Raw genomic sequence first — 23,836 nt, 5'->3', positions numbered from 1 at the left:
GAGGATATAAATATGAAAAAATCAATGAGGTTTTCTAATGCATTTGGAAAATTCATGTTCTATTTTGGAAATATTATCATCGGTATCATCTTTGTATCTCCTCTGATCTGGATGATTTCCGCATCACTGAAACCAGAAGCTAAGATTTTTGCAAATATGGATTCGCTGACTACTTTTTTACCGGTTCAGGCATCCTTAAATAACTATGCAGAAGTATTTTCACGACTGAATATGCCTTTGGTATTTAAAAATACACTGCTTTATATTGCACTGATCCTTGTTCTGGATCTGCTTGTAAACTCCATGTGCGGTTATGCATTGGCTAAATTTGAATTCAGAGGAAAAGGTGCAGTTCTGAATCTTGTAATTGCACTGATGGTACTGCCGATGGAAGCAATCATGCTCCCACTTTACATTGAAATGTCTCAGCTCGGCTGGGTAAACACACTTGCAGCACTGGTTGTTCCTTTTGTTGCAAAATGCTTTTCTATTTATATGTTCAGACAGTTCTTCTGTGACGTTCCGGATGATCTGATTGAAGCGGCTGCAATTGATGGCTGTAGTCCGATCAGAACATTTTTCCAGATCGTTATGCCAATCTCCAAAACAGTATACGCAACTGTATTTATTCTTGATTTTGTAGCACATTGGAATGATTTTATGTGGCCATTCCTCGTTATGACAGGAGAAGATAAGCGTACGATCCAGCTTGCAGTTCAGTCATTTTTTGGAACACAGCCGGTACATTACAGTGCGATCATGGCAGCCCTTGTCGTATCTGCAATCCCGATGATCATTATGTTTATCTTCATGCAGAAATACTATGTTGAAGGCATTGCATCATCAGGAATTAAAGGTTGATGGAAAACAGTAATAACAGGGAGATAAAGTATTATGAGTAAAGAGAAATTAATGAGGGCAAGAGAATTTGAGCAGGAACAGTTAAAAAGAATTTCTCCGGAAGAACGTCCCTGCTATCATGTGACAGGTGGTTCCGGATGGATCAATGATCCAAATGGATTCTCCTTTTATAAAGATGAATATCATCTGTTTTATCAGTATCATCCGTATTCTAATGAATGGGGGCCGATGCACTGGGGACATGTGACAAGTAAGGATCTTATCACCTGGGAGAGACTTCCACTTGCCATGGTTCCGGAAGAATCCTATGATAATTTCGGATGTTTCTCCGGAAGTGGTGTTGAGCTTCCGGATGGCCGACATCTTCTGATGTATACAGGTGTTGGATATGTAAGTGATATTCCAATGGCCAATGGAGAACTTCCAACACACCAGACACAGTGTCTGGCAGTGGGTGATGGAACAGATTACGAGAAATATGAAAAGAATCCGGTTATTACCGGAGATGATATTCCCGTAGGCGGAAGCAAAGTTGATTTCCGTGATCCTAAGATCTGGAAAGATGAGGATGGATTTTATTATGCAGTTGTTGCAAATATGATGGACGATGGAAACGGCCGGATCCTTCTTTTCAGAAGTACAGATGCATTTCAGTGGCAGTATGTATGCGTACTTGACCACAGTGATGAAAAACTTGGAAAAATGTGGGAATGTCCGGATTTCTATGAAGTAGATGGAAAGCATGTCCTGGTCGTAAGCCCGATGGCGATGATGCCGGATGGTCTGAAGTTCCACGTAGGTCACAGTGTCATTTATCTGACAGGAACTTATGACAAAAAGACACATCAGTTTATCAGAGAGGATGTGCAGCCGCTTGACAGTGGAATTGATTTCTATGCTCCGCAGAGTATGCTGACACCGGATGGCCGACGCGTGATGATCGCGTGGATGCAGGCATGGCCGAATTCCAAATTTGTTCCGGATGGTGTGAAATATTTCGGGCAGATGACAGTTCCGAGGGAAATCAATTACCGTAATGGAAAACTCATTCAGCAGCCGGTTCGTGAGATTGAAAATTATCGTGGAGAACATGTTCACTATGAGGATGTGGAAATCTCCGATGAAACTGTTCTGAATGGTGTAGACGGACGTGTGCTTGATATGACAGTGAAGCTGAAGGTAACAGATGAGTTCAAAAAGTTCACCATTAAGCTTGCTGCTGATGAAACCTATGATTCTACGATCACTTATGATCCGGTAAGAGAAGTTCTCTCTCTTGACCGCAGCCGCAGTGGATATATGTATGACATCCTTCATACAAGAGATATTCAGGTAAAACCGGCAGACGGTGAAGTGACTTTGAGAATCCTCATGGACAGATTCAGCGTAGAGATTTTTATCAATGACGGAAGTCAGACTGCAACAATGGTATTGTTTACTCCTCAGAAAGCAGATAATATCAGCTTTGCAGCAGATGGAAAAGCTCAGATAAGCGTTGAAAAATACACCCTTACCTTTTAATTAAAATATATGAGAGAAGGCAGACGATGCGTTATGCTCGCCTGTCTTTTTTCGTTTTTGAAAGCAGTATTTTTCTGTTCAGGAAAGTGAAGCTGTGGTATACTAAAGTGCAGAAAAGACAGAAACAAATCATTTCTTAAAACATAAGAAAGAAGGATATTACAGCAATGAGTGAGACAAGAAAATTATATTATGAAGATGTATATACAAAAGAATTTACCGCAAAAGTTCTGGAATGCAGAGAAGGAAAAAAAGGTTATGAGATCATTCTGGACCAGACAGCTTTTTATCCGGAAGGTGGCGGACAGCCATATGATCTGGGTATACTGAATGATGTGGAAGTTCTGGAAGTACATGAAAAAGATGGAGAGATCATCCATTATACAAAAGAAGCGATTGAAGCAGGCAGTGATGTTACCGGAAAGATTGACTGGCACAGAAGATTTGACCTGATGCAGCAGCATTCCGGTGAACATATTGTCAGCGGGCTTGTACATGAAGCTTACGGATACGACAATGTCGGATTCCATATGAGCAGTGATGTGATCACAGTAGATTTAAGCGGCGTACTGAGTGAGGCACAGCTTGCTGAAATTGAGGTAGAGACGAACCGTAAGATCTGGGAAAACAGTGAAGTAGAGATTACTTACCCATCCAGAGAAGAACTGGACAAACTGGATTACAGAAGCAAGAAGGAACTGACCGGACAGGTGCGCCTGGTACGTTTTCCGGGCTCCGACCTCTGTGCATGTTGCGGAACACATGTGACACATACTGGTGAGATTGGCGCAGTCAAGATCCTGACAGTAGAAAACTTCCATGAGGGGATCCGTCTGACCATGATCTGTGGAAAGAGAGTGATGGATTATCTGAATATGGTAAATGATCAAAACCGTCAGGTATCCATGAAACTTTCTGCAAAGATTGGAGAGACCGCGGCAGCAGTGGCACGTCTGCAGGATGAAAATTTCCGTCTCAAAGGCCAGGTGAACCACATGTTTGATGAACTCTGTACAGTAGAGGCAAAGAACTGGGAAGATGCAGGAAGCGTGCTTCTTTTCCATGAGGGACTGGAAGCTGATCAGGTACGCAGAATGGCAGATGCGGTTATGCAGAAATGCAGCGGATGCTGCGCCGTATTTTCTGCAAATGGAGATGGAAGTTACAAATATGCGATAGGAGAACAGAATGGTGATCTGCGTCAGTTTACAAAAGAGATGAATGCGGCATTAAATGGACGCGGCGGTGGAAAACCATTCTTTGTACAGGGATCTGTCAAGGCATCAGAAGATGAGATCCGTCACTTCTTCAAACAGTGATCTGAGGTAAGAGAAGATGTTTGGAGAATGTCACGCACATGCATTGATGAATGGTATAAACTATCGGGCTGCGGTGAATCTGCACAGAGAAGGAGCCAACGAACAAGCTGTCCGGGAATGCCTGTGCGCATATCAGGAATCAGGAGTTTCTTTTGTGAGAGATGGTGGCGATCCTTATGGAGTGGCAATGCTGGCATCCAGACTTGCCCCGAAGTATGGAATTGATTACCGTACTCCTGTTTTTGCTATTCACAAAAACGGGCATTATGGCTCCATTGTGGGACGTGGATTTGATGATCTGAAAGAGTTCCATCAGAGAGTTCTGGAGGCAAAAGAATCAGGTGCAGATTTCATCAAGATCATGACGACAGGACTTCTGGATTTTAAGAATCACGGCAAAGTGACAGGAGAACCGCTGGAGGCCAAAGAAGTAAAAGAAATGGTACATATTGCCCATGAGGAAGGATTTGCGGTCATGAGTCATACGAATGGTGTATATGGAACGAGGGCTGCGATCGCAGCCGGCGTGGACAGCCTGGAACATGGCAATTATATGGATGAAGAAACGCTGTCCATGCTTGCTGACAGTGATACTGTATGGGTTCCGACACTTGTAACAGTACGAAATCTGCTCGGATGTGGGAGGTATGATGATGAGGTCCTCAGGCCGATCATTGTACAGGCAGAGAACCTGGTACGTCTTGCGTTTGCAAAGAAGGTAAAGGTAGCACCCGGCAGCGATGCCGGTGCCTATATGGTGTCACATGGTAAAGGAATCTGCCAGGAATATGAAGCTTTTTGCCAGATCCTGGGAGATAGACCGGAAGTGCGGGAGTGGCTGCAGGATGGAGAATGTGAGATCCGGGAAAGATTCCGTAGAAAATAATGTAAAAAAGGCCTGTGAGAAATCATCTCACAGGTCTTCTATTTTTAATGCAGTATAGATATTGGTCTGCCTGGAATCGGCCGGGTTGAAAGTGACCTTCACGGAACTGCCGGTAAGAAGTCCGCCAGTGGATTCATTAGAGGCACTTTCTGTATTGCAGGTGATCCGCACGCCATCAGAAGTCAGAAGGGTGATGGTGTTGGCAGTGGATGCAGTAATTTCTCCGGAAATAGTGAAGCCGGTATTGCGTTCACTTAAGTTTTCCGGGATATCTCCGGTGATACCGAGGATTGTGAGTCCATCAAGGGTTGTTCCATTGAAGTCTCCGGTATAAATTACATTTACATGTGCTCCGGATTCGATTCCACCACTGAAATAACAGGGAATTGCAGACATGTCCAGATTCAGGATGTTTGTGGTATTCTCTGGGGATACCTGAAGGATATTTGTCTGAATGTTCTGGATCACAGCCCGGAGTTTGTTTTCCGGTTTGATCTCAACTCCCTCCTGAGGTGCAGGAGTAGGAGTGGGTGCAGGCACATTGAGCGGATCAATATCAGAAACACTGTAGATTTTCATCTGAGAACCATCAAGTACATTTGGATCATCGGCTGAAGCTGGACCAAAATCTCCCTTATAGTGAAGATAAACCCAATTGCCGGCTTTGATGCCGCCCTGATAATATTGTTCTGTTCCTGTGATCGGGAAAGTAACGGTTTTTCCACCTTTAGATCTGATCGTAATGGAATTGGCGGTCAGATTCTGAACCTGTCCACGCGTAGTTCCTTCTTTTACTTCGGAAGTATCATGATAGTCGTCAACAACTTTGAGCACGCGGACAGCGCCTGTATCCGTACTGTCAAGCTGCCCTTCGTAGATTACGCTGACAGCATCGCCACAGAGCATTCCGTCTGAACATTCCAGAGTTGCCTGGGAAATATCAAAGACATAGTTATCCGATCCGCTGAGAAGAGTAAGCTGATTACCGGTAAAATACTGAAGAGTACCCCGGATCTCATCCATATATACACGGGTGCTTCCAGGATTGATGTCCTGAATCTGTGTATCTTCTGAATCTGAGAAACGATCAACAATATCTCCCAGACTGCAGCCGGATAAAGTGATCAGAAAAAGTGATCCGATACAGACCACCAGTATTTTTTTCATGAAACTCCTTTCTGTGTTACAGCTTTAGGCTGCACACGGAACCAATACGTATAAAAATCAGTAAAGCCAAGAGATGCATACAGTCGTTTGGCAGCGGTATTTCCCTGAACGACCTGAAGATAGGCATTTTCAGCACCTTTTTTCATGCCCTCCGTGAGAAGTGCAGTACAGATCTGGCGTGCAAATCCCTGTCCGCGATATTTTTCCTTTACATGGATCGCGTAGATTCCGATGTAGTCACGGTCAAGGATACCAAGTCCTGTAGCGATGATCTTCCCCTCTTTCCAGATGGAAGCACAGATCGTTTCTTTGGGAATGGCACGATACATAGAAGGAACAACGGCCCGGTGGATCGGGTTTGTCATTCCTTTCAGATCAAAAAGACTTGTGATCCAGATATCCGGAATCTCATCCGTGATCGTTACGGCAGAATATGGCGCATCCAGACGTGCATCACTCAGCTGAAGCGTCATGACTTCAGTTACATGCTGGATCTCATAACCGCGGTTTTCGAGAGTATAATCAAAATCCGGAGATACCAGCGGACTGATCTTAAAGATAGCAGGAGATCCCAGACGTTTGTAAACATCTTCGCAGTAGGCAACCTTTTCACGCCATGGAAGCGTAGAGTTTCCAAATTGTTCCACACTGTTGGTACGATGTGTATAGAAATAAGAAAATCGCAGGATCCAGCCATCGTAAAGCTCCATTTTGTGAGATGGCCAGGCATTCAGCGACATATCTTCGATTTTTTTGATGTTTTTTTCCATGATGAAGATAAAGCCTCCCTTTTGCTGTTGCTTTTTATTATACCGAACAGAGGCGGATTGTGCAACCGCAAGTCCGGTGCATAAATGTCGGAAATACAGAGAATTTGGCGAACGAATCTTCTTTACAAAACGGCACGGTCCGTTCTATAATAAAACTCACCAGAGATCTTCTGGTATTCATAACCGTCGGTTCAGACGGAAATCCCTTTTTTATAATTGAGATAATTGTATACAGAAAGGAGTGTGATTGGTGTTATTGGTGGCAGGATACTGCTTCTGACGATCACCGGAGTTGCTGTTTTAATGGATCTGTATCAGATGAAAATAAAAAACAGCTGGATCCTTTTTTCGATGCTGATCGGGTTCGTATATGATCTGTGGCGTGGAGGATGGAATGGAACGGCATTTTTTATTTCAGGTACAGGAATTCCACTGGTGGTTCTCGGATGGCTGTTTTATTTCCGAATGCTTGGTTCGGGAGATATCAAACTTTTTTGTGTACTGGGAGGAATTATGGGACCAGTACATATTCTGTGGTGTATCTGGTATGCATTTCTGACAGGAGGGCTGCTTTCACTGGCCATTCTGATCTTGTGCGGCGGTTTCAGCCAGCGAATCCAATATTTGGTCAAATATATGAAAACGTATATCCGGACAGGCGAACGGAAAGCTTATTACCGAAATGGGACTGCGTGGGAAAATATTCATTTCACGGTTCCTGTCTTTATGAGTGTGATGCTGTATGCAGGAGGTATGTATTGAAAAAACAAATTTTTGCAGTCTGTGATCTGGAGGCAGAGTATGCCTGCAACTTTATGGACTATCTGAATCAGAAGAAAAATATCCCTTTTGAAATCCAGGCTTTTACCAGTGTGGAAAGTCTGGTGGCATATGTGAAGAAGAACCCCGTAGAGTTGCTGTTGATTTCTTCGGAGGCAATGTGCCGGGAAGTAGGAGAACTGGATATTGGTAAGATCGTGATCCTGACAGAGGGAAGTAAGCCAAAGGAACTGGAGAAGTATACTGGTGTGTATAAATATCAGGCATCATCAGATGTAGTACGCGAAGTGATGGCCTGTTATGGTGCGGAGAAGGCAATTCTTCCGGCGCAGCTGCCAGTATTAAAGAAGACGACGGAGATACTGGGAGTATATTCGCCGCTGGGAGGCTGCCTTCAGACTTGCTTTGCACTGACACTGGCGCAGATATTGGGCAGGGAAAAAAGTGTCCTTTATCTGAATCTGGAAGAGTATGCCGGGTTTGAAGAACTGATGCAGAAAAAATTTTTACATACACTCAGTGATCTTCTGTATTTTGTAAAACAGGGAAGTACAGGGATTGCAGTTAAGATGAATGGAATGGCAGAGAGTATGGGAAACGTGGATTTTATTCCACCTGTGCAGTCACCGGAGGATATCAGAGGAACTTCCTGGCAGGATTGGGAACATCTTTTGCAGGAAATCATTCTCCACAGTTCTTATGAGACGATTGTACTTGATATAGGAAACGGGATCGAGGAGGTTTTTCAGATGCTGGACATGTGTACTACGGTTTATACTCCGATAAAAACAGACAAAATGTCACGGAGTAAACTGGCACAGTTTGAAGAACTTCTGAGTGTGCGGGATTATCCGCAGATTTTGAGCCGTATGGTAAAACTGAATCTGCCGTATGGACAGGAAGTCCTGGCAGAGCCGTTTCGCGCAGAGCAGCTGATCTGGGGAACGCTTGGCGATTTTGTCAGAGAACTGCTCGGAAAGGATGAGGTATGAGCAGAGAAACTTTTCAGTCACTGAGAATGCTTCTGATGGAAAAACTGGATCTTGCAAGAGAACTGACCGATGAAGAGATCCTGGAAGAAATTGATACACTGATTCTGGAGAGGATGCGGGATTCCTGCCTTTCTCTGAAGGAAAAAGTACAGCTCCGTCAGGAATTGTTTCATTCTGTAAGAAAACTGGATGTGCTGCAGGAACTGATCGAGGACGAAACGGTGACAGAGATCATGGTGAATGGTCCGGATGCAATATTTGTGGAACGGGCCGGAAAGCTTTCCCGTTGGGAAAAGACCTTTACTTCCGGAGAAAAGCTGGAAGATGTGATCCAGCAGATCGTCGGAAAATGCAACCGGGTGGTCAACGAATCAATGCCTATTGTGGATGCCCGTCTGGAGAACGGAGCCAGAGTGAATGCGGTGGTCCGCCCGGTTGCATTGAATGGTCCGATACTGACGATCCGCCGTTTTCCGGATACACCGATCACCATGGAAAAACTGATCGCGCTTGGAAGTCTGCCTGCGGAATGTGCGGAATTTCTGAAAACACTGGTCAGGGCAAGATATTCCATGGTCATTGGCGGAGGAACAGGAAGTGGAAAAACAACGTTTCTTGGAGCACTGTCCAATTTTATACCCAGTGACGAGAGACTGATCACTATTGAAGACAATGCCGAACTGAAGATTCAGGGTATTGAGAATCTGGTACGGCTGGAGGCAAAGATGGCAAATACAGAAGGTGCAACATCAGTTACGATACGTGATCTGATCAAGACCGCTCTTCGTATGCGACCGGACCGTATTGTTGTGGGTGAAGTTCGCGGAGGCGAGGCGGTAGATATGCTACAGGCACTGAATACCGGTCATGAAGGCAGTTTGAGTACGGCACATGCCAATTCGGCCGAGGATATGCTCTCTCGTCTGGAAACAATGACTTTGATGGGAGTAGATCTTCCGCTGGAAGCGATTCGACGTCAGATTGCCTCAGGAGTGGATATACTAATCCATCTGGGAAGAATGCGGGATAAAAGCCGGAAAGTACTGGAGATAACAGAAATCTGTGGATTCGAAGATCATGAAATAAAAACCCGGACATTATATCAGTGGCAGGAGGGAAAAGGGCTGGTGCAGATTGCGTCCCTTCTGAACCGGGAAAAACTGATACGGGCAGGGGTGACTATATGAAACAGAATTATGCGGAATATCATTTTTCAAAAACAGAGATTCTGAAATATCTGATACAGAGCATTCTGCTCTGTGGAGCAATGGATTATCTGTTTTATCAAAACTGGTGGCTGATGCTGCTGACAGTTCCTGTTACTGTCCTGTTTATGAGACTGAAAAAGAAAGGATTGATCAGAGAACGAAAAAGGAAACTGAATTATCAGTTCAAGGATGCACTGAATGCATTAAGCGTAGCTGTACAGGCTGGTTACTCTGTCGAAAATGCAGTGGTAGCATGTTCCAGGGACCTGGAGAGACTGTATCCGAAAGAGACAGATATCGTGAAGGAGTTTCATTACATAGAAACACAGCTCAGAGTCAGTGTTCCGGTTGAGGAACTTTTACTGAGCCTTGGAGACAGGAGTGGTATTGAAGATGTGGAAAATTTTGCTGCAGTATTTTACACCGCCAAGAGAACCGGTGGAGATATGAATCGGATCATACAGACTTCTGCGCGGATGCTTGGAGACAAGATCGATGTCCGTAAAGAAATTGAGACAACGCTGGCGGCGAAGAAAGCAGAACAGATGATCATGAGTCTGATGCCGGCCGGAATCATTCTCTACCTGAAACTGACCTCTCCGGGATTCTTAAGCGTACTGTATGGAAATCTTTTTGGAATGTGTGCGATGACACTTTGTCTGGGGATTTATGTGTTATCTTACTGGCTTGGGCGCAGAATTGTTGATATTGAAGTGTAGGAGAAAGCAGTATGTGGGTACATTTTATTATTTTTATGACAGCGTTTGGCACTGTGCTAGTCTGGAAAGCAGGGTGGCTCAGGCTGGATGGTATTGCTGATAAAGAAAGCCTCCGTTTGTTTCTGATCGTTGCCGTCTGTGGAAATCTGGCAGGAATGGCGATGACACTGACAAATGGAAACAGTGAAATTTATCAGAAAGGCCACAGAATCGAGAAGAGTGAGGATGGGGCATATACGGAGGAACTGCAGGTTTCCGTAGGTGATGGGAAGCCGGAGAAAGTTGCTGTTCAGATTCCGGAAAAAGAGACAGAAGAAACGGAAGCGGAAAATGCACAAGTGAAGCAGTCGCCGGAAGAAATAAGACAGAAAGAGCTGAAAGAAGTGATTGAACAGTATAACAGGGAAAAACAGGATCCGGATTATTATTATCTGCCGGATTCCTGGGATGGCCAGACACTTAAGTGGCAGAAACCCGGGGAGAGTACTGGAACACTTCTGGCAGCACTGGCCCTGTTTGCGGCAGTCGTGCTGATGTTAAAAAAAGCGAGAGAACAGCAGGAAGAGATGGCAAAACGGGCAGAACAGCTTCTGATGGATTATCCGTCGCTGATCATGAAGTTTACACTTCTGATCCAGGCAGGTATGACGGTTCGCAGAGCATTTCAGAAGATCAGTTCAGATTATCTGAGAAATTGTCCGAAAGAAGGACGATATGCATATGAAGCCGTGACGACGACCTGCCATGAAATGGACAGTGGTGTGGCAGAACTGGAAGCTTACCGAAGGTTTGGAGAGCGGTGTGGACAGATGAAATATAAAACATTTTCTACGATCCTGATTCAGAATCTCCAGAAAGGCGGACACAGGATGGCAGATCTTCTGGAAAAAGAAGCTCTGGAAGCATGGGATGAAAGAAAAAGAAAGGCAAGGGTAATGGGGGAAACAGCAGCAACAAAGTTGCTTGTTCCAATGATCATGATGCTTGCGGTGGTGATGGCGATCATCATGATACCTGCATTTTTGTCGTTCTATGGATGATTGTATAAAAAACGAGGAGGTAAAACAATGCGGGATTATCTGCAAACAGCAAAAGAATTTGTATACGAAGAAGATGCAGTAGGGGTTGTGGAGATTATTCTGATCCTGGTGGTGTTGATCAGCCTTGTCATTATTTTTAAAGAGCAGCTGACAAATCTGGTACAGGCAATCTTAAGTAAAATCACAAAACAGAGTAATTCAATTTGATGAAGAAAGGAGAGAGCCGATGGAGAAAAAGGGCAGTATTACTGTTTTTCTGGCGCTGATCTTAAGTCTCCTGCTATCACTGGTTGCAACGAGCATTCAATCTGTGCAGGCAGCGGCAGCGAGAACACAGATTCTGAACAGTATGGATATTGGACTTTATTCTCTGTTTGGACAGTATGATCGTTTTCTTCTGAAAAATTATGATCTGTTTTTTCTGGATGGAACACAGGGAGGAACAGATCTGAATCTGGCAGCAGTTTATGATAACTTTGAGTCTTATATGAAACCGATACTGAAACAGAACAGTCAGAAGCTGAAACTCAGGCAGGGTGGTTTCAGTGGATATCGTCTGGCAACAGATGAAGATGGCGAAGTCTTTTACCAGCAGGCAGTCACTTATATGAAAGATACGCTTGGAAGTCAGGGAGTACAGACACTTGTGAAGCGATATAAGAAAAAAGAGCAGAAAGTGAAGCAGGCAGAGAAAGATGGAAAACAGGCGGAAGCAGGGAATACACTGGAAAATTATGATTCCGAAATGAATTCTGCGGCACAGAAGAGCCAGGAAGCCAAAGAGGCTTCAAAGAAGGAAGAATCCGGAGATTTTGGTGATGGCACTTCGGGAGAGAGTTTTTCAGATGGAGAGGTAAAACCGCAGGTGGTAAATCCAGTTCCGGTGATTCAGAGGATTCGGCATATGGGACTTCTGGATCTGGTCGTTCCAGCATCAAAAGGAATTTCTGATCAGAAAATCTCACATGGAGATCTGTTATCAGGAAGAACACTTCAACAGGGAATGGCGATGCTGCAGAAAACGGGAAAAGATAATTCCGGATCAGCAAAAGTACTGTTTCAGCAGTATCTGATGGAGCATCTGGGAAACTATATTTCTCCTTCTGAAGCAGGGCTGCATTATCAGCTGGAATATCTTCTGGCGGGAAAGAAAAGTGATCAGGAAAATCTAAAAGCCGTGGCAAAGCGTCTTCTGCTGATCAGAGAGGGAATTAATGCATCCTGTCTTATGGCGGATGCCGGAAAAAGGGCCCAGATTCAGGCACTTGCCCTGGCAATTGCATCGGGATTTCTGATACCGCCTGCAGCAGTGGCGATTGAGGCGGCACTGATTTTGTGCTGGTCCTTTGCAGAAAGTATTCTGGATCTTCGGGAGCTGTTTCATGGAGGCAGAGTACCATTGACTAAGACGGCAGCAACCTGGCAGCTTTCTCTGGAAAACCTGCCGAATCTCCTTGAGGGACTGGACAGCCAGAGAAGGGATGCGAAAGGTGGAATGTCCTATGAAGATTATCTGCAGGTGCTGCTTTTGTCAAAATCAAAAGCAGTCAAGCTGACAAGAGGTATGGACATGATCGAAGTGGAAATCCGCAGTACAAAAGGAAAGGAAGGTTTCCGGCTAGACTGCTGTATAGAAGCGGCTGAAATATCTGTGGATGTAGAGGCAAACCGAAAGCAGACTTTTTCGGTGACAAGGCAGTACAGTTATATTTAAAAACTGGATTTAAATGGATTTCAGGAAATACGGGCGGCGACGAGCCGCCCCACGGAAAAGAGGTGCAGAAAGATGCTTTTTCAGAAGGAAAAAGATTATGGGAATACTATCACAAAGATAGGTAGAAAGAAAAACAAAAAAAACGAGACTGCAAAAAAGAAAAGAAAAATAAAAAAAGAAAGGAAATGCTCTCTTAAAAACAGAATCCTGGCTTCCTCGATGGTCAGAAGAATCTCAAATTTATTTTTAAACACATCTTCTGAAAAAGTATCTTTCTGTGCCTTGAACAAAAAGGCGAGTCTGGCGCTGGAAACAGCACTTGTGCTTCCTATGTTTTTGCTGGGAATGGTGACGATGATCTCTTTTATGGATATTTACCGGATTCAGACAGAACATCTGCAGGCATTATGTGAAAAGACAAAAGAAGCCGGAATGTATGCATATGTGCTGGATGGAAAGGGGCCGGAAGAAATTACATTGCCGGATGTCTATGCATATACTCCGATCGGAGCATTTGTTCCTTTGCCGAAGGTATGGATGCATAACACAGTAAAAGTTCATGCATGGATAGGAGCTGATGAGACAGCGTTTTCCGGAGAGACCAGAGAACCGGAAGAAATGGTGTATGTGACAGAAACGGGAACGGTATACCATAAGAAGGCAGGATGTCGTTATCTGAAGGTATCCATTAATCAGATTTCGGGTTCATCTCTGACGCATGCCCGTAATGACAGCGGACAGAAGTACAGTCCCTGTGAAAGCTGCAGTCGAAATCAGAAACCATCCGGGGTGGTGTATGTTACATCTTCGGGAAATCGATATCACAATCTTGCTACATGCAGTGGCTTGAAAAGAACTGTAAAACTGGTAAAAGAATCACAGCTTGGAGGAATGCATGCCTGCAGCAGCTGTGGATAAGAGGCAGAGGATTATGCAGATCAGAGAAGTAATGACCGTGTTGTTCCTGGCAGTTATGGGCTGGAAAGACTGGAAGAAAAAAGAAATTTCACTGTTGCTGACAGGTACTTATGGAATCATTGGTCTTGCCTTTAGCATTTATGCAGAAAGACCACTGGAAGACTGGCTGCTGCCATTTGGTGTGAGCCTGATGATACTGGCGGTAAGTGTTCTGACCGGTGGAGAGATTGGAATGGGCGATGGCTGGATTTTTCTGGCACTAGGAACAATGCTGCATACAGAAATGTATGTAAGAATGGCATGTATCGGAATGTTGATCGCAGCGGTGTATGCGGGAGTCCTTCTGGTTATATGCAAAAAAGGACGCAAGACAGAAATTCCACTGGTGCCTTTCTTACTGTTTGGATATCTGGGAGGATTATTGCTATGAAAGTCAGAAAAGGAAGTTTTACAATAGAGGCAGCCTGCGTGATGTCGCTTGTGCTGATAACGGTAATGGGAGTTTTATATCTTTCCTTCTTTGTACATAATCGTTCCTGGCTGACGGCTGCAGCGTACGAGGCGGCACTGGCGGGAAGTATAGAAGGTGTACAAAAAAACGGACAGATATATGAATCCGCTTCTGCAAAAGCACAGGAACTTGGAAATGTGGGATTCTTTGGCGCAGAGAATCTGTCTTACCAGGTCAGCGATGGAAAAACAGTAAAAGTCTCCTATCAGGCAGATACAATCGCCGGATTTGGAGGTTTTCGCTGGGTACTGCGGACGGAGGGCAGTTCAAAGATCATTCGTCCGGCGCAGTGGATCCGCAAAGTAAAAGCAGCATCTGAAATCGTGAAGGATACAGAATAATAAGAGTACAGGGTCATATAGGAGAGTGTAAAATATGTTTGCAGAATATAAAAGAGATGTAAGTCATAATTATCTGATCCTCCATGGGGATGAAACAATCAATACCACTTCTTATCAGGTACGGATCCTGACAGGAAATACAATGTCTTCTATATTAAAATGCCGCATGCAGGGACTGGATGGAACATGGCTCTTTTATTATGATATCACTTCAAAGCAGTCGCTGGCATCTTTTTACGAACAGCGTAAACTGCAGGGAGAAGATCTGGAAATGATTTTGAAAGGATTTCTCCATGTAATAGAAGAAATGGCAGAGTTTCTTCTGAATACGGAACAACTGGTACTTTGCCCGGAATATATTTTTCTGGATGTGGAGAAAAAAGAGGTTTCGTTCTGCTGTCTGCCGGATTATCACCATCCGGTGCAGGAACAGTTTCGGGAACTGACCGAATATTTGTTGCCCAAACTTGACCATGAGGATCCGACAGCTGTAAATCTTGGATATGGAATTTACCGAAAAGCCATGGAGCCAGGGATGCAGCTGGAAAATATTAAGGAATTGCTTTATCGATCTGAGAACAGTAAAGAGAAAATTGCAGAGAGCGATACAAAAATCAGAGATAAGGAAGAGTACGTGGAAGAAATGGAGGAGCCACCGCAATTTTTTCAGGAGGAAAAAAAGGAGAAAAAGGACAGGAAGTGGCAGCCTGCAGCCGGGTGTGCAGTGGGGGTTCTGTTCCTGCTGGGAATTCTCATTTTCCGCTATCTGGGATATTTTCCGGAAATTCCAATAGAAACTGTATTGGGGGCGGCAATACTCCTGATGGGAGTTGGAGCAGGATGGACCTGGATGGAAGAAAAAAAGAAGAAAAAACAGGAACAGTCTGCAGAATGGAGAAACAAAGTACAGCGGGAACTTGCCGGAATGAATATAGAAAAACATGAAACAGAGAGAAACAATACAGAGAGAAAAGAAATAAAAGATATAGAGCAAAAGAGTGAAAAACAAAACCGTACAGAACAAAATTCATGGGAATGTGAGAAAACTGGTGAGGATACAGCAGAACAGGAAACATATGGTGAAACGGTAGTTCTTTCGGCAGGACAGCTGTCAGGTACAGCCAGCCTGGTAAGTCGGGAACCCGGAGAACTTCCGACGGTTTATCTGGAACGGGAACTGACCGTGATCGGAAAACTGGAACAGGCTTCGGATGTAGTGATCTCGCTTCCGACAGTCAGCCGGGTGCATGCAAGAATACGCAAAACAGGTGAGAACTATTATCTGGCAGATCTGAATTCCAGGAATGGAACTTCTGTTAATGGCAGAATGCTTGGGGCAGAGGAAGAATATTTTCTGCAGGATGAGGATCAGGTGGATTTTGCTCAGGCAAGATATGTATTTCTGAGGGGATAGATAACTTCTGAAAAGAAAATCACCGGACATGAGGGTTCGAAGGCAGTATTTCGGACAGCACAGGTGAAGTGTTGCCTTGCCACAGGGAACGGCATCTGCTAAAATAGACGAACAACAGCAGAATACATATGTATTCTCTGAATACAAAAACAGAGGAGAGTAACCTGTGGAAGAATTACGCAAAGAGCCGGTGACTGCCGGACTGATCTTGTTGAATATTCTAGTATTTCTGATCGTGGAATTTACAGGAAGCTCCCAGAATACCATGCATATGCTGGATTGTGGAGCTGCCTTTACACCAATGATCATTCAGGGTGGAGAATATTACAGACTGTTCACCTGTATGTTTCTGCATTTTGGAATTGAACATCTTCTGAATAACATGCTGGTTTTATTTGTACTTGGAAGCAGACTGGAACAGGCAATTGGAAAAATAAAATTTCTGTTGATCTATCTGATCGGTGGAGTACTTGGAAATGTGATTTCTTTACTTATCGAATTACGTACGCAGGATTTTGCTGTATCAGCAGGAGCATCCGGAGCGGTGTTTGCAGTTATGGGAGCCATGATCTATATTGTCATTCGCAATAAAGGATGGCTGGGTGATCTGTCCATGAGACAGATTCTGGTCATGGCAGCTTTTTCTCTGTATTTTGGTTTTGCAAGTACGGGAGTGGATAACACAGCCCATGTAGGCGGGATGGTGTCCGGGTTCTTTCTTGCAGTGATTTTTTATCATCCTGGAAGAAAAATATAAAAGGAAGTACCTTCTTTCGGAGTGCTTTCTACACATAGTGTACCCTGGTGGGCTTCAATGATCTGCCGGGTGACAGCAAGCCCGAGGCCAGTGCCCCCGGGCTTGTATGTTACGAAGGGACGAAAGGCGTTTTCAATCTGGTCTTCTGTCATGCCACATCCGTTATCCGAGATGGTGATCTGGACACCGTCCGGAACGACAGAAGCGGAAAAAAGAATTCTGCCATGAGTATGCTGGATAGATTCCTGCGCATTACGGAGAAGGTTAAAAAGAGCCTGACGGATTTTGGTCTGATCCAGACTGATCTGGGGAAGATCACGGGGGATGTCAGTCTCAAAGGAGATTCCAAGGTAGTCCAGTGCCGGTCGAAAGGAACTGGTAATTCGATCCAGGCAGATACTTAAATTTGTCTGTACAAGGGTAATGTGACCGGCATTTTGATATCTGGAAAGTTCATCCAGCAGCTCACGGATATAGTTCAGGTTTTCCATAATGTTATCCCAGTGTTCGTTGAAACAGAGCTGTGGCTGTGAATCCGACAACATCTGCATTTCGCTGGTGATCAATGCCAGCGGATTTCTTATTTCATGCGAAAATGTGGACAACATCGACTGAAACTCTTTTTTTGTTTGTGTGATAATGTTTTTTTCCTGCATAATCTGTCACCTCAATCTGAGTATATTATGCAAAAATATCGGAATCAACAAATTTCGTATTGAAAAAATCGCGAAAATACGAGACAATAGAAAAAGAAAACAGTTTATTTGTAAGGAGGACTACATCATGGAAAACTGTATTTTTTGTAAAATTGCAAACGGAGAAATTCCATCCGCTACTTTATATGAAGACGAAGATTTTCGCGTAATTCTGGATCTCGGTCCGGCGTCAAAGGGACATGCACTGATCCTGCCAAAAGCTCATGCAGCCAATATTTATGAACTTCCGGATGAGACTGCCGGAAAAGCAATGATCCTTGCCAAACATATGGCAACCAGGCTCAGAGACGGACTGCACTGTGACGGGTTTAACATTGTGCAGAACAATGGAGAAATTGCAGGTCAGACCGTATTTCATTTCCATATGCATCTGATTCCACGTTATGAAGGTGATCAGGTTGGACTTACATGGAAACCGGGAGAACTGACAGACGAGATGAAGGAAGAGATCCTGGCAAAAGTCAAAGCATAAAGAAAAGAGCACAGATACAGATGATAATTGAGAATTTTGATGATTTTTACGATCACTACCAAGGATTCTCAGCATATGTTGCTTTTTGCATCACAGAAGATTACGAACTTTCAAAAGATATCAGTCAGGAAGTTTTTCTGGCATTATTCAAAGTGAAAGAAAAACTGGATTATTCCAGACCTGGCAGATTGAAAGCACTGGTGATGAAAGCGACATCCAACAAATGTATGGACTATTATAGAAAAGCCTCATCCAGACAGGAAAGTTATACGATTGATGATGAGGAAAATGCGTATGAGCCGGTGGATGAAAAGAGTAATCCAGAGGCAAGAATACTTCGTATGGAAGAAGAGAAATATCAGAAACTTGTACTGAACAGACTTCGGAAGAGGAATCCGATGAATTACGATATTCTGGTCAAAACAAAATTCCAGGAACTCTCAGCAGCAGAAGTGGCAAGTGAGTATGGGATTACACCGAATAATGTAAATAACAGGAATCTGCGGTCGAAAGCCTGGATAATTGAAGAAATGGAAAAGATATGCAGGCAGTCACATCGATAACTGCCTGCATCCTGCTATTTGTTTATTTTTTTGATAAAACACATTCTTCGATCAACGAAACGATATGATGGATGGAATCCATCTGTTTGCCTGCAGACATTGCTTCTTCGAAAGAATGACGGTTGTCATACAGCTGATGGATCGTATCCAGAAGTTTCTCATCAGTGATTTCTTCTTCCTCAAGTACCATGCTGAATCCCTGTTTTTCGAAAGAACGGGCATTCAGGATCTGGTCACCACGGCTGGCATTAGCAGACAGCGGAATTAGAAGATTTGGTTTGTGAAGAGCACTGATCTCACAGATGGCGTTTGCACCTGCGCGGGAGATTACCACGTCAGACAGGGCAAAAAGATCCGGAAGTTCTTCTTTGATATATTCATACTGAACGTAGCCTTCGGTACCCTTGAGGGTCTCATCCATTTTGCCCTTGCCGCAGAGATGGATCACCTGGAAAGCTTTCAGAAGTTCCGGGAGAATCTTGCGGATATGGTCATTTACAGAGGCTGCGCCAAGGCTTCCACCGATCACCATCAGTACCGGTTTGTCAGAAGTAAATCCACAGAACTGACGGCCGGCTTCCTTATCACCTTTCATCAGCTCCTGACGGATCGGCGTGCCGGTCAGTACGGCTTTATCTGCCGGAAGACTGCTGACAGTCTCAGGAAAGTTACAGCATACTTTAACGGCTGATGGAATACACAGTTTGTTGGCAAGTCCCGGAGTCATATCTGACTCGTGGATGATTGCTGGAATCTTGCAGCGTTTGGCTGCAATTACAACAGGGACGGTAACGAAACCACCCTTGGAAAAGACTACATCGGGTTTCAGTTTTTTGAGAAGCTTCTTTGCTTCATGGAACCCTTTTAATACCCGGAAAGGATCGGAGAAGTTCTTGGGATCGAAATAACGTCTCAGCTTTCCAGATGAGATCCCATAATATGGAATACCCATTTCTTCAATGAGTTTACGTTCGATACCTTCGTAAGATCCGATATAGGAAATCTGATATCCGGCAGCTTTGAGTGTCGGGATCAGAGCAATATTTGGTGTAACATGTCCGGCAGTACCGCCGCCGGTAAGTACAATATGTTTCATAGGGAAAACCTCCTGAAAATCATTTTATTACCAATAACTATGAACCACCGGGGAAGAATTGTCAAGAAAGAGATAATATCATGAAAAAAGAGTTTGAGAAAGAACAGAACGACAATCAGATAGATGATGCATTCCTGGATATGCCGGATATGGAGGATGACGAGAAATTCCGTCAGTGGCTGGAAGAGGAATATCTGAAGGAAGCAGATGCCATCGAGGAAGCTCTTTTTGATGGCAGAAAATTTGAGGACAATCAGGATATCGTAGAGAAACTGAGCGTTTCCAGAGAAAGCTTCTATCAGCGTGCCAGAGAAGAAGGTCTGCTGGAGGATACGGCAGATGAGAAGGCAGAAGATGAGAAGAATACAGAAGAAGCAGTGCCTGAATCTATGGAAAAGAAAATTCTGGAATTCAGAAAAAACGCAGGTGTATCAAAGGATCCTGCACGCGATGCGAACAGAAACTCCGGCAAAAGGAAACACAGTTATGTGCGCTTTGGCAGAATCGCCGGAATCGCGGGCCTGTGTCTGATCTGCGTGTTCGCTGCAAGTATGAGCAGCGAGGCGAACAGGAAGTATCTGGTGAACAGTGTGCGGATATTGAGTGGGAATGACAGCCAGTTTATTTCATATAATGATGACTCCAATGAGAATGCAAGCACAAAAGAAAGTGATGCGATTGCGGATATAGAAGAGAAACTGGGTGTAAAGATGCCGGAGTTTTATTATCGGCCGTATGGGATGGAGTTTTCTATGTATGAAATAAGTGAACCCACTTCTTTTGCGTATATTAAATATAAATTGAATGATACAAATGTATTATTTTATGTAGATAAACAACAAAAAAATAAAGCAAGTGATATTAGTAGTATAAGTGGAAAAGAAAAAATAGTAGACACAATATCAAAAGATTGGGGAAGCATAGTAGTAAAAGAAATAGAAGACAAGTCGGATAAGCAATCAACATATACGGCAAATTGGATTTATGAAGAAAATTCATATACTATAGCTGGAAAAATAAAATTTAATGAAATAAAAAAATTAGTTGAATATATGAAATTTTAGAGTGATTTTTTTGAATTTCTTACGTATATAGTTATGTAAAGGTTGTTTACATAGCGAAGGGAAGTGAGAAATGAATATCTGGAAAAAGATTCTGGGAATCACTCTGGCAGTTGGCATATCTGTTGGGATGAGTATTGCACCGGTATATGCGGATAGCATCAGTATTCTGGATGACATTACAGATGAAGAGACAACTGAAGATTATGCAGAAGATACTTCAACGATTCTGGCAAGAAGCAGTTATTTAAATCTTGGAAATGTAAAAATTCAAAAAATTTCCAGCAATGAAATTGCAATTTTCGGATTGACGGATTGTCATAAAAAGTGTAGTAAAGTATATCTGTCTTTGTTTTTGGAGAGGAAGGTCAATGGAAGCTACGGAACTTATAAAATATGGGAATTTACAGCGAACAATGCATCAAGTTTGAGTAAAACAATCGACGTAGCAGTTCCATCAGGTACATATTACCGTGTGCGTGGATACCATGCAGCCAGCCAGTCGGGTACAAAAGAATCTACCTCTACGCTGACACAGGGTATCATGGTCAAATAATGACCATTGGAAAAGGAAAAAGGAAGAAAAGAAGAAAAATATTATTCAGTAATCCGTGAAGTGCGAAGAAGGTCGCAGGATGCAAAATAAATTTATGTAAACACCGTTACCGTCCGGGGACATCAACGTACTCACAAATCATGTCGGACTCGTCAGAGTTCACATTATTCATGATCTTATGCGCAAAGGAATAACATAATCATACGCAAAAAAAGGATCATTTAACCATATCTACAAAATCATATGAACCATACAAAACAAGGCGGGACTTCATACACCCCGCCTTATTTGGTTACTGTGAACGGAGTGAACAGTAACCTTATTTTACATAAATAAAGGTATGAGAATTGGAATCTTTCTGAAATAAGGTATATTGCAAATTAAAAGAACATATGCTATAATGCCAGTAGGCAAAACGATAAGATGTGTTCACAATAGCACAGCAAAAACTCCCCAGAGTTCGCACCTCTGGGGAGTTTTTATTCCATTTTGGCGAGGCGGCTTAGACCTCAGGCTGGCTACTAGCTGCTATTTTCCATCCAGCCATTTGCAAATGTAGTAGGCGATTACACTTGCCAGAATGGAAAGCATAAACGATAAAATTGAATTCACAATAGCATACCCCCTTTCTGTACCTGTCTAGGGGCAGTAGCAAAAGCATTATAACATGAAGCCCTGGTCGAAAAAACGCAATTTTTGTTAAGATTTATTGTCTTTTTGCACAAAAAGACTGTTAAAAATCAATCAAATCGTGTATAATGATTACAACAACATACATTTGGATGATTTTTCAGACAAAGGGGGTTCGCACATGAAGATTACCTTTATTGGGGCGACACATGAAGTAACCGGAAGCTGTTATTATCTGGAAGCAGCAGGAAAGAAATTCCTGGTAGACTGCGGTATGGAACAGGGGCCGGATTACTACGAGAATCAGGATATTCCTGTAAAGGGAAGTGACCTGGATTTTGTTCTTCTGACCCATGCACATATGGATCACTCCGGAAATCTTCCCGCTATTTATGCAAAAGGTTTTCAGGGCCCGATTTATGCAACACAGGCTACCTGCCACCTTTGTGACATTATGCTTCGAGACAGTGCCCACATTCAGATGTTCGAGGCAGAATGGCGAAACCGTAAAGGACGCCGCCAGGGCAAGCCGGAATTTGTTCCTGCTTACACCATGGAAGATGCTATGGGCGTTATCCAGAATTTTGTTCCGTGCCCGTATGAAAAAACCATCAAACCGGCAGAAGGAATCAGCGTTCGCTTTGTAGATGCCGGCCACCTTCTTGGCTCTGCAAGTATTGAGATCACGATTCAGGAAGATGGCAAAGAGAAAAAAATCGTCTTCTCCGGCGATATCGGTAATCTGAACCAGCCACTGATCAAAGACCCGGTCTATCTCCACGATGCAGATTATGTAGTCATGGAATCCACTTACGGTGACAGAAGTCACGGTGACCGTCCGGATTATGTGGCAATGCTCACCGAAGTGATCCAGCATACCTTTGACCGTGGAGGAAGCGTAGTCATTCCTTCTTTTGCAGTCGGACGTACGCAGGAGATGCTGTATTTTATCCGACAGATTAAAGAAGAAGGACGTGTGCACGGACACGATAACTTTAAGGTCTATGTCGACAGCCCGCTTGCAAATGAAGCGACAACGATCTTTAATGAACATATTTATGACTGCTTTGATGAAGAAGCTATGGCACTGGTCAAAAAGGGCATCAACCCGTTGATGTTCCCGGGACTCAAGACTTCCATTACCAGCGATGATTCCAAAGCGATCAACTTTGATGAAGACTGCAAGGTGATCATTTCTGCAAGTGGTATGTGCGATGCCGGTCGAATCAAACACCATTTGAAACATAATCTGTGGAATCCGAACAATACGATCCTGTTTGTCGGTTATCAGGCAATCGGAACGCTTGGCCGTGCCCTGATCGAAGGTGCGACCGAAGTTAAACTGTTTGGTGAGACGGTTGCTGTAGGCGCAGAGATCCGGCAGATGCCGGGAATCAGCGGTCATGCGGATGTCAATGGTCTGTTGACATGGATCAAGGCATTTAAAGAAAAACCGACGAAAGTATTTGTTACTCATGGTGATGATGAAGTGACAGAGATTTTTGCAAGAAGACTGCAGGAGGAACTGGGACTGGATTCTATGGCACCGTTCAGCGGAACCGTCTATGATCTGGCGAACAATACCTGTATCTATGAGGCACAGGGAATCAAAATCACGAAAGCTTCTGTTTCTCCGAAAGCAAGCAGAGCCGCACGTGCATTCCAGAAGCTGGTTGCCATGGGACAGCGCCTTATGTCTGTTATCCGAAAGAACGAAGGCATGCCGAACAAAGACCTGGAGCGTTTCAGCAGAGATATACAGTCGCTGTGTGACAAGTGGGACAGAGATGATTTCAATTAAAAAATCTGGGGTTTTTCCCCAGA

At 43.8% G+C, this 23,836-nt stretch carries 25 protein-coding genes; 21 read left to right on the top strand and 4 right to left on the bottom strand.

What is annotated here, in order from left to right; translation table 11 throughout:
* Window positions 1-12 precede the first annotated feature (12 nt).
* The 4 genes from LI112_RS05220 (at window position 13) to LI112_RS05205 (ending at window position 4,587) form a co-directional block, all read left to right on the top strand.
* Window positions 13-861 carry a carbohydrate ABC transporter permease gene (locus LI112_RS05220; RefSeq protein ID WP_005425875.1) on the top strand — a complete coding sequence of 283 codons (849 nt, stop codon included), beginning with the start codon at window positions 13-15 and terminating at the stop codon, window positions 859-861.
* Window positions 862-894: 33 nt separating this feature from the next.
* Entirely contained in the window at window positions 895-2,382 is a 1,488-nt protein-coding gene (locus tag LI112_RS05215; RefSeq protein ID WP_005425877.1) for a glycoside hydrolase family 32 protein, read from the top strand.
* 167 nt (window positions 2,383-2,549) lie between these two features.
* Window positions 2,550-3,701 (top strand): alanyl-tRNA editing protein, encoded by a 1,152-nt coding sequence (locus LI112_RS05210; RefSeq protein ID WP_005425880.1) that lies wholly within the window; start codon window positions 2,550-2,552, stop codon window positions 3,699-3,701.
* Between the two features lie 16 nt (window positions 3,702-3,717).
* Window positions 3,718-4,587 (top strand): hypothetical protein, encoded by an 870-nt coding sequence (locus tag LI112_RS05205; RefSeq protein ID WP_005425882.1) that lies wholly within the window; start codon window positions 3,718-3,720, stop codon window positions 4,585-4,587.
* Between the two features lie 27 nt (window positions 4,588-4,614).
* On the opposite strand, the gene LI112_RS05200 is transcribed toward LI112_RS05205, so the two are convergent.
* Window positions 4,615-5,754: a hypothetical protein gene (locus tag LI112_RS05200; protein WP_005425884.1), complete on the bottom strand. Its 1,140-nt coding sequence runs from the start codon at window positions 5,752-5,754 to the stop codon at window positions 4,615-4,617.
* A complete protein-coding gene (locus tag LI112_RS05195) occupies window positions 5,751-6,524 on the bottom strand; it encodes a GNAT family N-acetyltransferase (protein ID WP_005425886.1) in 774 nt (257 codons plus the stop codon). The genes LI112_RS05200 and LI112_RS05195 overlap by 4 nt, the downstream gene beginning before the upstream one ends.
* 243 nt (window positions 6,525-6,767) lie before the next feature.
* Between LI112_RS05195 and LI112_RS05190 the strand changes: the two genes are divergently transcribed.
* The 12 genes from LI112_RS05190 to LI112_RS05135 all read left to right on the top strand — a co-directional run bounded on the left by LI112_RS05190 (window position 6,768) and on the right by LI112_RS05135 (window position 16,918).
* The gene (locus tag LI112_RS05190) at window positions 6,768-7,286 is read left to right on the top strand and encodes a prepilin peptidase (protein ID WP_055066110.1); all 519 of its coding nucleotides are present in this window, start codon (window positions 6,768-6,770) and stop codon (window positions 7,284-7,286) included.
* Window positions 7,283-8,296: a hypothetical protein gene (locus tag LI112_RS05185; protein WP_154648341.1), complete on the top strand. Its 1,014-nt coding sequence runs from the start codon at window positions 7,283-7,285 to the stop codon at window positions 8,294-8,296. Before LI112_RS05190 ends, LI112_RS05185 begins: the two co-directional genes overlap by 4 nt.
* The gene (locus tag LI112_RS05180) at window positions 8,293-9,483 is read left to right on the top strand and encodes a CpaF family protein (protein ID WP_005425893.1); all 1,191 of its coding nucleotides are present in this window, start codon (window positions 8,293-8,295) and stop codon (window positions 9,481-9,483) included. The genes LI112_RS05185 and LI112_RS05180 overlap by 4 nt, the downstream gene beginning before the upstream one ends.
* The gene (locus LI112_RS05175; protein WP_055066111.1) at window positions 9,480-10,223 is read left to right on the top strand and encodes a type II secretion system F family protein; all 744 of its coding nucleotides are present in this window, start codon (window positions 9,480-9,482) and stop codon (window positions 10,221-10,223) included. The genes LI112_RS05180 and LI112_RS05175 overlap by 4 nt, the downstream gene beginning before the upstream one ends.
* An 11-nt stretch (window positions 10,224-10,234) precedes the next feature.
* A complete protein-coding gene (locus LI112_RS05170; protein ID WP_055066112.1) occupies window positions 10,235-11,263 on the top strand; it encodes a type II secretion system F family protein in 1,029 nt (342 codons plus the stop codon).
* Window positions 11,264-11,290: 27 nt separating this feature from the next.
* Window positions 11,291-11,470 (top strand): Flp1 family type IVb pilin, encoded by a 180-nt coding sequence (locus LI112_RS05165; RefSeq protein ID WP_005425898.1) that lies wholly within the window; start codon window positions 11,291-11,293, stop codon window positions 11,468-11,470.
* A gap of 19 nt (window positions 11,471-11,489) precedes the next feature.
* Window positions 11,490-12,977, top strand: coding sequence for a DUF5702 domain-containing protein (locus tag LI112_RS05160; RefSeq protein WP_055066113.1), 1,488 nt, complete (start codon window positions 11,490-11,492; stop codon window positions 12,975-12,977).
* Between the two features lie 72 nt (window positions 12,978-13,049).
* Window positions 13,050-13,895 (top strand): hypothetical protein, encoded by an 846-nt coding sequence (locus LI112_RS05155; RefSeq protein ID WP_055066114.1) that lies wholly within the window; start codon window positions 13,050-13,052, stop codon window positions 13,893-13,895.
* A gap of 13 nt (window positions 13,896-13,908) precedes the next feature.
* Window positions 13,909-14,325, top strand: coding sequence for an A24 family peptidase (locus LI112_RS05150; RefSeq protein WP_167531117.1), 417 nt, complete (start codon window positions 13,909-13,911; stop codon window positions 14,323-14,325).
* Window positions 14,322-14,747, top strand: a complete 426-nt coding sequence (locus LI112_RS05145) for a TadE/TadG family type IV pilus assembly protein (protein ID WP_055066115.1) — start codon at window positions 14,322-14,324, stop codon at window positions 14,745-14,747. Before LI112_RS05150 ends, LI112_RS05145 begins: the two co-directional genes overlap by 4 nt.
* Before the next feature lie 34 nt (window positions 14,748-14,781).
* Window positions 14,782-16,161, top strand: coding sequence for a DUF6382 domain-containing protein (locus LI112_RS05140; protein WP_055066116.1), 1,380 nt, complete (start codon window positions 14,782-14,784; stop codon window positions 16,159-16,161).
* Window positions 16,162-16,327: 166 nt separating this feature from the next.
* Window positions 16,328-16,918, top strand: a complete 591-nt coding sequence (locus LI112_RS05135; RefSeq protein WP_055066117.1) for a rhomboid family intramembrane serine protease — start codon at window positions 16,328-16,330, stop codon at window positions 16,916-16,918.
* Here the strand turns inward: LI112_RS05135 and LI112_RS05130 are convergent.
* On the bottom strand, window positions 16,897-17,574 hold the full coding sequence (locus tag LI112_RS05130; protein ID WP_055066118.1) for a nitrogen regulation protein NR(II): 678 nt from the start codon (window positions 17,572-17,574) through the stop codon (window positions 16,897-16,899). The two genes, LI112_RS05135 and LI112_RS05130, sit on opposite strands and share 22 nt — an antisense overlap.
* Window positions 17,575-17,701: 127 nt before the next feature.
* On the opposite strand from LI112_RS05130, the gene LI112_RS05125 reads away from it, so the two are divergent.
* Complete coding sequence (locus tag LI112_RS05125) at window positions 17,702-18,106, top strand: HIT family protein (protein WP_005425914.1); 405 nt, start codon at window positions 17,702-17,704, stop codon at window positions 18,104-18,106.
* A gap of 20 nt (window positions 18,107-18,126) precedes the next feature.
* Window positions 18,127-18,669, top strand: coding sequence for an RNA polymerase sigma factor (locus tag LI112_RS05120; RefSeq protein WP_117592890.1), 543 nt, complete (start codon window positions 18,127-18,129; stop codon window positions 18,667-18,669).
* A gap of 22 nt (window positions 18,670-18,691) precedes the next feature.
* Here LI112_RS05120 and LI112_RS05115 read toward each other — a convergent pair whose 3' ends face one another.
* Window positions 18,692-19,765 (bottom strand): undecaprenyldiphospho-muramoylpentapeptide beta-N-acetylglucosaminyltransferase, encoded by a 1,074-nt coding sequence (locus LI112_RS05115; protein ID WP_005425916.1) that lies wholly within the window; start codon window positions 19,763-19,765, stop codon window positions 18,692-18,694.
* Window positions 19,766-19,845: 80 nt separating this feature from the next.
* Between LI112_RS05115 and LI112_RS05110 the strand changes: the two genes are divergently transcribed.
* From LI112_RS05110 to LI112_RS05100, 3 genes are all read left to right on the top strand, one after another.
* The gene (locus tag LI112_RS05110; protein WP_227190325.1) at window positions 19,846-20,829 is read left to right on the top strand and encodes a DUF4367 domain-containing protein; all 984 of its coding nucleotides are present in this window, start codon (window positions 19,846-19,848) and stop codon (window positions 20,827-20,829) included.
* Window positions 20,830-20,899: 70 nt separating this feature from the next.
* Window positions 20,900-21,382 carry a DUF6147 family protein gene (locus tag LI112_RS05105; RefSeq protein WP_227190324.1) on the top strand — a complete coding sequence of 161 codons (483 nt, stop codon included), beginning with the start codon at window positions 20,900-20,902 and terminating at the stop codon, window positions 21,380-21,382.
* 811 nt (window positions 21,383-22,193) lie between these two features.
* The gene (locus tag LI112_RS05100) at window positions 22,194-23,813 is read left to right on the top strand and encodes an MBL fold metallo-hydrolase RNA specificity domain-containing protein (RefSeq protein WP_129795820.1); all 1,620 of its coding nucleotides are present in this window, start codon (window positions 22,194-22,196) and stop codon (window positions 23,811-23,813) included.
* Window positions 23,814-23,836 lie beyond the last annotated feature (23 nt).

It is taken from the genome of Blautia sp. 210820-DFI.6.14, assembly GCF_020558815.1.
Lineage (GTDB): Bacteria > Bacillota > Clostridia > Lachnospirales > Lachnospiraceae > Blautia_A > Blautia_A obeum.
The sequence above is the reverse complement of the archived record's forward strand: the minus strand, read 5'-3'. Positions and strand labels throughout refer to the sequence as shown.